This window comes from Neobacillus fumarioli NBRC 102428 (assembly GCF_001591485.1).
In the GTDB taxonomy this organism is placed as follows: domain Bacteria; phylum Bacillota; class Bacilli; order Bacillales; family Cytobacillaceae; genus Neobacillus; species Neobacillus fumarioli.
The window spans coordinates 1-8,982 of record NZ_BCUZ01000110.1 but is presented as its reverse complement, the minus strand read 5'-3'; the positions used below and the strand labels follow the sequence as shown (position 1 = coordinate 8,982).

The window sequence follows — 8,982 nt, the reverse complement described above, 5'->3', positions numbered from 1 at the left end:
ACACTACCGTACAATGGTTATATTATGAATATAACACATCTATACGAGAAAGGGATTAGCTTCTTTCTGGAGTTTTTTAGAAATAAATGACATAATTTAAAAAATAAGACGATTAACCAGTGGGGAAGACTTAGTCCAACATATTTCCCCATTAGGATGGGAACACGGAACACATCAATTTCCTTGGGGAATATAAAATTTGATTTAAAAGGAGTACTTAGAACTGTTAAGTACGACTTTAGTCGTCGACATTCATGCCAAAATCCACTTGCTTGGCAGGTGGTCGTTTAAGACCACTAAAACTCTCTTAACCTTGTTAAAAACGGGGGAATCGTAAAAATAACAGATCATTTCATGGACTATTCACGAGATGAATGAAAATATTAAAGGAAAAGCACCTAAAAATCCGTAGGTGCTTTTCCTTTGTATGGTGTGCCTGGCATGGGTGTAATCTCTAGGGTGAAAGTCCCGAGCTGTGAAGGCAGAAGTAGCAGTTAGCTTAACGCAAGGGTGTCCGCGGTGACGCGGAATCTGAAGGAAGCGGGCAGCAAACTTCCGGTCTGAGGAACACGAACTTCATATCACGCTAGGTATCACTGGACGAGTTTGCATATCCAAACAAAGTCCTTTCTGCCGAAGGTGATACCGACGAAATGAAGTGGATTTTAGAATAGAGAAGCTGAATCAATAATGTATCATTAGGAAACAAACAATCCATTGATTGAATTATACACTTGCTGGATTGCTTCTTCACCGGCTTTTGTCCATCTGCTTTTATCATAGATATAATCGTCATTATCCAATGGTTTTTGAAATTGATCAAGCCCTGTCGTACCCGTTATGAATGAGTTTTCATCATGATCGAGTCCAATATTAACAACATGCTTAATAACAAAAGGGGTTCCAAACTCAACCAATGCACTGGTATGATCTAAAGCCCCATCCACAACATAAATGGGGACTCTTAGGTAAATAGACTCTCCCCCATCACGCCATAACAATGCATCAAATTTCCCTTGGTCATATTCAAAATTACTACAAAAACTACATCCATGAGAATGAAAGATATCTCGAACTGCCCCAAAATACGCTCTTTTTCCTTCAATTTCTGTTTGTAATTGAATCATCTTTGCTTCACTCCTGTATAAAAGGTCAGGTATTATTATTAACCAAAATGAGAATAAAATATCTAGCTCTTTTAATAAGTAATTGGAAAATGTTACTTTTCACTCTTGTTATATGCTTCGAATAACTTCAGGGAAGTAACAAATCCTAATGAGCAAGGAGGTGCTTATATTGTCAAACCAGCAACGTATAAATGGCGAGAAACAAAGAGGTCAATCCCATCATCAACCGGGTTCAGGGTCAAAGTACCATGAGGAACATGCGGGGAAGGTTACCGGTTACGGACAACCTGATCCTAACGCTGAAAGGGCGGATAGGCCTTCAATATAACTTACTATTTCACGCCCTTATTGGCGTTTTTTCCCGTTATAAAATAAGGATATTTAAAGGGTGGTAAAAGGAATGGAAGTAAATTTTGACTATACCTCCTATAATCCAGGAGATGTTGTCTACGTCTTTTATCGAAATCCTCATACACAGGATGTAGCAAATGTTCAAGCAGCGGCAGTTGTGAATAATCCGGAGAATCCTGGTGAATTGGCGATATTTCTGTATGAAACATATTATCCTCTAACAAATGACATGGCTGTTTACGCAAGTGAGGCTGATGCGTTACAGGCCTATGAACAGTATTTTGGATATAAATAGATTGGATATAAATAGAATGGAGATTATCACATGAATAAACCATTTATGCCACAGCTGGTTTACTTTGAACCAGTTGCATTGGAATATCCACTTGGTAAGAAACTGAAGGAAAAATTTGAAAAAATGGATGTGGAAATACGCTACACCACTTCTCATAACCAAGTCAGAGACCTACCGGGGGATACTGATTTTAAAAGGTATAGGATTGCAAAATCGACATTAGTGGTTGGGGTAAGAAAAACACTTAAGTTTGATACATCTAAGCCTTCAGCAGAATATGCAATTCCCTTTGCAACAGGCTGTATGGGTCATTGCCATTATTGTTATTTGCAAACGACAATGGGTTCAAAGCCTTACATTCGTACATATGTAAATGTGGAAGATATTTTAGATACTGCTGATCGGTATATGGAAGAACGAGCACCGGAAATTACACGATTTGAAGCATCTTGTACATCTGACATAGTTGGACTCGATCATCTTACACATACGTTAAAGCGAGCGATTGAGCATTTTGGCAAATCAGAGTATGGCAGGCTACGTTTTGTGACAAAATTTCATTATGTTGATCATTTACTGGATGCTAAACATAATGGAAAAACAAGATTTCGTTTTAGTGTCAATGCAGACTATGTGATAAAAAATTTCGAGCCTGGCACCTCTTCGTTAGCGCAACGGATTAAGGCAGCAGGAAAGGTAGCAAGAGCCGGATATCCATTAGGGTTCATTGTGGCACCTATCTATCTTCATGAGGGATGGGAGGAGGGGTACTATCATTTGTTTGAGCGTCTCGATGCAGAGTTACCGAAGGATGTGAGAGACGATATCACATTTGAGTTTATTCAACATAGGTTTACCAAACCAGCAAAAAAAGTGATTGAAAAGAACTACCCAATGACTAAATTAGAACTGGATGAGACAGCAAGAAGATATAAATGGGGGAAATACGGTATAGGAAAATATATTTATCAAAAGGAGGAAGAAGAGGAGATAAAAAGCCACCTATATTCCTATATGGAAAAATTTTTTCCAAACGCCAAATTGGAATACTTTACCTAATATTGATATATATAACAGTTTTGATCTCCTCTAAGCCATGGAACATAAAAGTGACGGGAAACAACCAAATAATTGTTTCAAAAAAAGCTTATGCATTAGCCCCCTCACGAGGATACCTCAGTATGTCTAATTAATATATTTTGGAACAAATTTAAGAATTAGGATACTGACTAAAAGGTGATTTTATGAAGATTTTCTTAGTTCTCACTAGCATTGTGCTGCCTGTAATGATGTTCTTTTTACAGAAATTCCGAAGAAGATTCAGTATTGTTTTTAATTTTGGTGCCGTTGTATCAGGAATTATATTTGGAGATATTGCTGCTGTGTCGGTTTTTGAAATCATTAAAGATCATACAGTGTTTATGACAAATATCCATTCCATTTTCCTAAATCCATTTTTCTTATCAACCGGTGGTTATTTAGGTATTTATATCATTTATCGACTGATAATGATAACTATAGATGAGGCATGAATGCGCTTCTAATTCCATATTAAGCAAGTTCATTCCAGCGCAAATTCAAGCAGCAGAGGATTACTATGATGCCATGTCTGCAAAATATAAGAAAATTTCCTATGTGTGCGGGAACTCGCTTGGCGGTGTGACGACAAATGCGGTTGCGATTAAGCACCCAGAGGTGAAGGCGTTCACGTTAGACCCTGCTTATTCTTCCTGATGGAATGGTGGATCCGAAAAAAAGCTACTCTAATATTACCAACTATTTCAGTATCTATGATGTTCTGACAATGACGGAAACAACTTTGGGCCTCGGGGATCGCATTCCCGGAAAACATGTTCAAATCAACAATGGGATTCCCCAATTTTCAAAGCTTGCTACCAATCATACAGGGTATTTAAGTGAGAAAGATGGCCAGCAATATTACACAATCGGCGAAAAAGGACAACCAGGTTATGGAGTCACATATGTTAATGCGGATTCTCAAATCATGACCAATATTTGGACCGGACAGCCGCTTTACGGCGGCCGGCAAAAGATTGAAATCAATGAAGACAATCTGCAAATTTTGGCTCACAGTTTTGAATCTGACGTGCATCGACAACTCTCAAGAGCTGGGGAATATTTAAAACATTCATATGAAATCGTCGGGATGAGGCAAAGAAGTTTCGAACTCGGGTGCATAAACTCCAAATGGCATTTACTGACATCTTTGAATACGAGGCTGGAAATCCCATTTTCAAAGGAATTACCTCCACCGGAAATCGGTTTAAATCTCAACTTGATCTGCTGCTTTCTTTTTTAAATGAAGCTGAAAGCTGTTGCCAATCCCTTGATGGCATTCTAAATTCCCCGCCCATGGAAATCGTTGAGCAAATTAGTCATGTCAATATTGACGCTCTGCATCTATTTGAACGGGCGAAAGGGTATATCAACCAAATAGAAAAGCAGATTGACGAGCTAACTAATGGTTTCAGCTATATCATACATGAAAAAATCCCAGAATTATTCAAAGGTGGGACCGATTTATTTTACGATGCTGTCGTAGGGGAAATGGATGCCCATTATCAGATTATCAATCGAAATTATAAGAAAGTCTCCGAACAGCTAGTAGAATTTAAGCAGCAAGTCCAAGATGTAGCCGTTACTTTCGCAAACCGCGATCAGGCCCTTGCAAATGCCATTACGTTAAAATCAGGCCTTACACAGGAAGCTGGCAGCATTCAAAAAACAAACCATTATTCGTTAGAGCCCTCCAAATACCTGCCCCTAAATATGCGAATCAAACAAATGAAGCTTGATATCGAGTTTAAAAGTTAAAAAAAGTGCTTCAAGGAATGACCTTTCCCTTACTTGAAACCATTAGGGGGACTTTAGCGATGGTTGAATTCGTTCTAGAGACTGCTTCCTCGATGATCAAAAATGTAACAGGAACAATCGGCATATACGGTAAATTAACCTCAACTTTGCTAAATCTTTTTACAGATTATGAGAATCGTATAAGGGAACTTACTCGTCAAACGATCACCCCTTTGGATGAAGCAGCGGAAACGGTGCGAGGAGTTAAAAATGGCGTGGATCGGTTAATCGCCCGATTCCCGGGTTTGATTGACAGCCTGCGCCCATATATCGACAGTGCCCTATTTGATCAAGACGATTACTTGAACATTCACTTATATAACACAGCCGCTATCCATATTTTAAAAGACATGGAAACCCTGTTTAAAGATATCGTCTTTCAATTATCGAATGAGAAAGGTCTGGCCATCGATGCCTTATGCCAAGTATCCAAAGATCTCCTGAACAACATGAGCATCCTTGAACAACAAGTTCAACGAGTCACTTTAACATAATGCCTTTAGGGCTTTTTATTTTGCCTAGTTGAAAAATTAACGGTGAATTTACCAACAATTAGAATTTTAATTAAAAATAATAAGGAAACAAAAGGGGATCATATGGGAATTCATCTGGCCATTCGTTTCATATTAGAAATTTGTGCGTTAGTTTCTTTAGGTTATTGGGGATTTCATACAGATCAGGGATATATGGTTAAGGTTTTACTTGGTATAGGTTCTCCACTTTTACTAGCCATTATTTGGGGGACATTTGTATCTCCGAAAGCTTCAATTCCAGTACGGGGAATGAAAAGGTTGTGTCTTGAATTGATAATATTTGGAATTGCAACTTAAGCAATGTTTTTTGCCATATTGGTAGTTTTGAATATATGCTTTCTACGTGTTTGGGAACAGAAATAACTATTATAGTAGGAATCTCTTCAACACCTATCGGCTTTTTAACTATATTTCAATGACTCCCAGCCTACGGGGAGTTTTTTCACAACAAAGAGCACACCGAAGCGTGCCTTTTTATACTATATCCAACCATAGTTCAACTCATATCGGACCTTATTTTATCAAGAATTCAATGCCTTATTTTGAAGGTGAGTGATGATTTCGTTAATACGGTGCTTTTTAAATATAAATTTATATGTCTGATTGTCTTTTAATGTAAATTGAATACCTCCGTTTAATGGTCCGCTTATATCTTTAAAAGTGGATATTTCAGTTAGATTAATTGAATAGGAGAATGTTATTGATTGATAAACGGGACTTCTATATACCAATATCCGGTGGTTCGTTAAGACAAAAAGGATGGGCATGTTCTCTTTGGTTAGCCAAGACACCTCTGGAAGAAACTTTAGCATTGGATTAGATGGTGCCGTTTTCCCTGATAATGACAGTAGAACTTCCTCATTTCCATCTAAGTCATTATGGATTAGTGCTATGGTTTGTTTGTTTAGCTGCATGTTCAGTCTCCCTATTCGTGGCGTTCGCGATTTGCCAATTTGATCAAAAGCACATCGATTAACCAAGAAATTTATACAAATGGATATTTTCGCTGAACAAATCATGGTAAAATTAATTTAGGAATCTTATAAAATTTTGGAACTGATATTATGGGTTGGATCATGCTCTTTATCACTATTAGAGCAGGACTATTGGCTTCTTTCTAGTTCCTTTACATCGGCAAAAACGGATATAATTTTGCATCCATTTTGTACTTTGTCGTTGTAAATGCTTTACTTTTTAGGAATTGCTTAAAAAAGCTTCTATGTTATGAGGATAGTTATCATTTTTATTCGAGTATTCTAATAAATTCTTGCCAGTGCCAAATAAAATACCGTGTATGGAGAGAAATAATTTGATTAAAAAAATTGATCTTACCAATCCAAAATTAGCGAAAGAAGTATTAAACATTCAGATCGCATCTTATAAGGTAGAAGCAGAATTAATTGGTTCGGATGAAATACCGCCATTAAAAGATACAGTTGACACGTTACAACAATGTGGAGAAACATTCTATGGCTATTATATAAATGAGGAATTAAGTGGAGTCATATCCATAAAAATCGAAAATGGAGTAATGGATATCCATCGATTGTTTGTACATCCAAAACATTTTAGAAAAGGGATTGCTAACCGGTTATTAGATTTCGTTCAAACTAATGAGACAGGATTGGAAACCATTATTGTATCAACGGGTTCTAAAAATATACCTGCAATCAATTTTTATCAAAAAAATGGATTCTCTATAACAAAAGAAATAAAAGTAACAGAACGTTTATCCTTAACCCTTTTCAATAAGAAATTGTAAGACTGACTTGTTCAACTAGTTAATTTAAGCGGCATTTGACTATGTGCGCCAATCAAGGCGATAGAAACAGGAAGGCGAGAAAAGAAACAAGGTTCGTGCACCAATCAAGGGGATTGGAACGGGAAGGCGAGAAAAGAAACAAAGTTCGTGCACCAATCAAGGGGATTAGAACCGGAAGGACAAGAAGAGAAGTGAGAATTGTGCACCAATCAAGGGGATTGAAACCGGAAGGCGAGAAAAGAAACAAGGTTCGTGCGTCAATCAAGGCGATTAAAACCGGAAGCCGCGAAAAAAAGCAAGGTTTGTACGTCAATCGGGTCATTGCAACCGGGAAGAGAAGTATGTTCGGTATCTACCCAAGGAGAATCGATATCTAAAAGGTGGGCCCCCCGGCGTTTTTCTAATAATAAAAAAGCCCCCAAAGAGGGGGAGATGTACTCCGAGATAAACCTGCAAAACAATGAAACTACTTACAATCTAAGGACTGTTTTTAGCTTTCGTTCCTGCCCAGATTGCCAAAATAAGGGTGATGAGCCCAAAAATGAGGTTGTTCCAGAAAGCACCTGTGTTGTTAGCGAAATTGAAAATCCAAGGTGAGAAGAATAACCATATGCCAATAATGCCGGTTAGCCAAAGTTGCCACATCCAATATCGCCTCCTTCCCACAGTGATTCGAATAATGGAGTACACTATATCTTATTCAGTTTTTTTGGAAAAATGACTTTAATAAATAATGGAAAAAATATAGTCCGAGAATCTTTGAAATCTAGTCATTAGTAACTAAATATTTTATTGTACAGGCATAAAAAGAATGCTAAACCATTAATAGTTTTGGGAAAAATGGAAAAAATGGAGGATCATGAAGTGAAAAAATGGATCAGCACCTTCCTGTTTGCTTTTCTTCTGGCAGGCGGAATCGCAGCAGCAAATGTTGATGCTTCCGCTGCAACTTTGACGGGATGGAAGCAGGTAAATGGTCATTGGTATTATTATACTGCAAAAGAAAAAACGACTGGTTGGTTATTAAGTGGAGGCAAATGGTATTATTTTGATTCTACTTGGGCAATGAAAACCGCTTGGTTTCAGTTGGCGGTAAATGGTACTATTTAAATTCTGACGGTTCCATGGCAACAGGGTGGAAAAATGTATCTGGTGTCTGGTATTACCTTGATGCCTCAGGCGCGATGAAAACTGGATGGTTCAAACAAGGAAACACTACATATTACTTATTGCCAAGTGGAGCAATGGCAAAAGGCTGGCAGACAATCGGGGGTAAACAATACTATTTTACTAGCTCAGGCGCCATGGCTGTCAATACAATAGTAGATGGAAAAAAACTTGGCAGTGATGGAGCAGTGGTTCCAAATACACCGGCAACACCTGTTGAGCAGGCCATTAATGATGCAGCTGCATTCGGAGCCACTGTAAAAGCACAAAGTGATGGAACGTATAATATATATAAAAATGATGTATATATTGGAGACTTTGACCCTATAGAGGGATATATTGAAGGAAGCAACCAATTTACAACATTGTTGGAAACATTGGCTTTAGATCTCGGCTTTCATGCAAATGCCCAAGAATTAAAGAGTTTGGTTGATCAAGTACAAAGCAAGCATGTATATAATGATGGTGTAATAGACGATGGTAAAACATTAAGCATTTATTGGGCTCCAAAGGTACCGGCTCCTAATGCTGCAGTATCAAAAGCTTTACAGGATATCGCATCATCCGGCGCGATTGCAAAACCAGGTGATGAAGGTTCTTATAACATCTTCAAAAACAATGAATATATTGGCTATTTTAATCAAAGTTCAGATACTCATGCCGTTGAAGGCAATGGGCAATATGCGAATTTGCTGGAAACGATTGCTGTGGATCTCGGCTATAACAGTACGCCTGCTGAACTAAGCAGTACGGTCCAGCAGGTGATGAACGGGACATTAGAGAACGAAGACATTGCTTATGATGGATATTCATTAAGTATTTATTGGTAACTTTTTCAGCCTGCAGATGATGAGAAATCTGCAGGTTTTTTGG

16 protein-coding genes are annotated in these 8,982 nt (G+C 37.9%); 13 read left to right on the top strand and 3 right to left on the bottom strand.

Annotation, left to right across the window (positions count from 1 at the left end; all coding sequences use genetic code 11):
• Nucleotides 1-698: 698 nt before the first annotated feature.
• Nucleotides 699-1,127: a YugN family protein gene (locus tag BFU02S_RS12955; protein WP_066371358.1), complete on the bottom strand. Its 429-nt coding sequence runs from the start codon at nt 1,125-1,127 to the stop codon at nt 699-701.
• Between the two features lie 169 nt (nt 1,128-1,296).
• Between BFU02S_RS12955 and BFU02S_RS16830 the strand changes: the two genes are divergently transcribed.
• The 9 genes from BFU02S_RS16830 to BFU02S_RS12915 all read left to right on the top strand — a co-directional run bounded on the left by BFU02S_RS16830 (nt 1,297) and on the right by BFU02S_RS12915 (nt 5,477).
• Nucleotides 1,297-1,455 (top strand): hypothetical protein, encoded by a 159-nt coding sequence (locus BFU02S_RS16830; protein ID WP_157075936.1) that lies wholly within the window; start codon nt 1,297-1,299, stop codon nt 1,453-1,455.
• Between the two features lie 72 nt (nt 1,456-1,527).
• Nucleotides 1,528-1,773 (top strand): transcriptional regulator SplA domain-containing protein, encoded by a 246-nt coding sequence (locus BFU02S_RS12950; RefSeq protein ID WP_066371356.1) that lies wholly within the window; start codon nt 1,528-1,530, stop codon nt 1,771-1,773.
• Nucleotides 1,774-1,803: 30 nt separating this feature from the next.
• A complete protein-coding gene (gene splB / locus BFU02S_RS12945; protein WP_066371355.1) occupies nt 1,804-2,832 on the top strand; it encodes a spore photoproduct lyase in 1,029 nt (342 codons plus the stop codon).
• Nucleotides 2,833-3,017: 185 nt separating this feature from the next.
• The gene (locus tag BFU02S_RS12940; RefSeq protein ID WP_066371354.1) at nt 3,018-3,305 is read left to right on the top strand and encodes a transposase; all 288 of its coding nucleotides are present in this window, start codon (nt 3,018-3,020) and stop codon (nt 3,303-3,305) included.
• On the top strand, nt 3,295-3,507 hold the full coding sequence (locus BFU02S_RS12935) for a hypothetical protein (RefSeq protein WP_066371353.1): 213 nt from the start codon (nt 3,295-3,297) through the stop codon (nt 3,505-3,507). The genes BFU02S_RS12940 and BFU02S_RS12935 overlap by 11 nt, the downstream gene beginning before the upstream one ends.
• Nucleotides 3,508-3,577: 70 nt before the next feature.
• Complete coding sequence (locus BFU02S_RS12930) at nt 3,578-4,093, top strand: hypothetical protein (protein WP_157075935.1); 516 nt, start codon at nt 3,578-3,580, stop codon at nt 4,091-4,093.
• Entirely contained in the window at nt 3,982-4,608 is a 627-nt protein-coding gene (locus BFU02S_RS12925) for a hypothetical protein (RefSeq protein ID WP_169797602.1), read from the top strand. The genes BFU02S_RS12930 and BFU02S_RS12925 overlap by 112 nt, the downstream gene beginning before the upstream one ends.
• Nucleotides 4,609-4,667: 59 nt before the next feature.
• Nucleotides 4,668-5,141, top strand: a complete 474-nt coding sequence (locus tag BFU02S_RS12920) for a hypothetical protein (RefSeq protein WP_066371349.1) — start codon at nt 4,668-4,670, stop codon at nt 5,139-5,141.
• A 42-nt stretch (nt 5,142-5,183) separates the two neighbouring features.
• The gene (locus tag BFU02S_RS12915; protein ID WP_157075934.1) at nt 5,184-5,477 is read left to right on the top strand and encodes a YrdB family protein; all 294 of its coding nucleotides are present in this window, start codon (nt 5,184-5,186) and stop codon (nt 5,475-5,477) included.
• 224 nt (nt 5,478-5,701) lie between these two features.
• Here the strand turns inward: BFU02S_RS12915 and BFU02S_RS12910 are convergent, their stop codons facing one another.
• On the bottom strand, nt 5,702-6,094 hold the full coding sequence (locus BFU02S_RS12910) for a PH domain-containing protein (protein WP_066371348.1): 393 nt from the start codon (nt 6,092-6,094) through the stop codon (nt 5,702-5,704).
• A gap of 395 nt (nt 6,095-6,489) precedes the next feature.
• Between BFU02S_RS12910 and BFU02S_RS12905 the strand changes: the two genes are divergently transcribed.
• Nucleotides 6,490-6,942 carry a GNAT family N-acetyltransferase gene (locus BFU02S_RS12905; RefSeq protein WP_066371345.1) on the top strand — a complete coding sequence of 151 codons (453 nt, stop codon included), beginning with the start codon at nt 6,490-6,492 and terminating at the stop codon, nt 6,940-6,942.
• A gap of 41 nt (nt 6,943-6,983) precedes the next feature.
• Entirely contained in the window at nt 6,984-7,319 is a 336-nt protein-coding gene (locus tag BFU02S_RS12900; RefSeq protein ID WP_157075933.1) for a hypothetical protein, read from the top strand.
• A gap of 100 nt (nt 7,320-7,419) precedes the next feature.
• Here BFU02S_RS12900 and BFU02S_RS16455 read toward each other — a convergent pair whose 3' ends face one another.
• On the bottom strand, nt 7,420-7,632 hold the full coding sequence (locus tag BFU02S_RS16455) for an SPW repeat protein (RefSeq protein ID WP_501193343.1): 213 nt from the start codon (nt 7,630-7,632) through the stop codon (nt 7,420-7,422).
• 174 nt (nt 7,633-7,806) lie between these two features.
• On the opposite strand from BFU02S_RS16455, the gene BFU02S_RS12895 reads away from it, so the two are divergent.
• Both BFU02S_RS12895 and BFU02S_RS12890 read left to right on the top strand, forming a co-directional pair.
• A complete protein-coding gene (locus BFU02S_RS12895) occupies nt 7,807-8,052 on the top strand; it encodes a hypothetical protein (protein ID WP_169797601.1) in 246 nt (81 codons plus the stop codon).
• Nucleotides 8,019-8,939 carry an N-acetylmuramoyl-L-alanine amidase family protein gene (locus BFU02S_RS12890; protein WP_169797600.1) on the top strand — a complete coding sequence of 307 codons (921 nt, stop codon included), beginning with the start codon at nt 8,019-8,021 and terminating at the stop codon, nt 8,937-8,939. The genes BFU02S_RS12895 and BFU02S_RS12890 overlap by 34 nt, the downstream gene beginning before the upstream one ends.
• The last annotated feature ends 43 nt before the right edge of the window (nt 8,940-8,982 follow it).

What these genes read in the sequence shown, in the direction of transcription:
- BFU02S_RS12910 (WP_066371348.1), bottom strand. Translation starts at nt 6,094, where the DNA reads ATGCAGCTAAACAAACAAACCATAGCACTAATCCATAATGACTTAGAT.
- BFU02S_RS12935 (WP_066371353.1), top strand. Translation starts at nt 3,295, where the DNA reads ATGAGGCATGAATGCGCTTCTAATTCCATATTAAGCAAGTTCATTCCA.
- BFU02S_RS12940 (WP_066371354.1), top strand. Translation starts at nt 3,018, where the DNA reads ATGAAGATTTTCTTAGTTCTCACTAGCATTGTGCTGCCTGTAATGATG.
- BFU02S_RS12900 (WP_157075933.1), top strand. Translation starts at nt 6,984, where the DNA reads ATGTGCGCCAATCAAGGCGATAGAAACAGGAAGGCGAGAAAAGAAACA.
- splB (WP_066371355.1), top strand. Translation starts at nt 1,804, where the DNA reads ATGAATAAACCATTTATGCCACAGCTGGTTTACTTTGAACCAGTTGCA.
- BFU02S_RS12930 (WP_157075935.1), top strand. Translation starts at nt 3,578, where the DNA reads ATGACGGAAACAACTTTGGGCCTCGGGGATCGCATTCCCGGAAAACAT.
- BFU02S_RS12950 (WP_066371356.1), top strand. Translation starts at nt 1,528, where the DNA reads ATGGAAGTAAATTTTGACTATACCTCCTATAATCCAGGAGATGTTGTC.
- BFU02S_RS12955 (WP_066371358.1), bottom strand. Translation starts at nt 1,127, where the DNA reads ATGATTCAATTACAAACAGAAATTGAAGGAAAAAGAGCGTATTTTGGG.
- BFU02S_RS12925 (WP_169797602.1), top strand. Translation starts at nt 3,982, where the DNA reads ATGGCATTTACTGACATCTTTGAATACGAGGCTGGAAATCCCATTTTC.
- BFU02S_RS12920 (WP_066371349.1), top strand. Translation starts at nt 4,668, where the DNA reads ATGGTTGAATTCGTTCTAGAGACTGCTTCCTCGATGATCAAAAATGTA.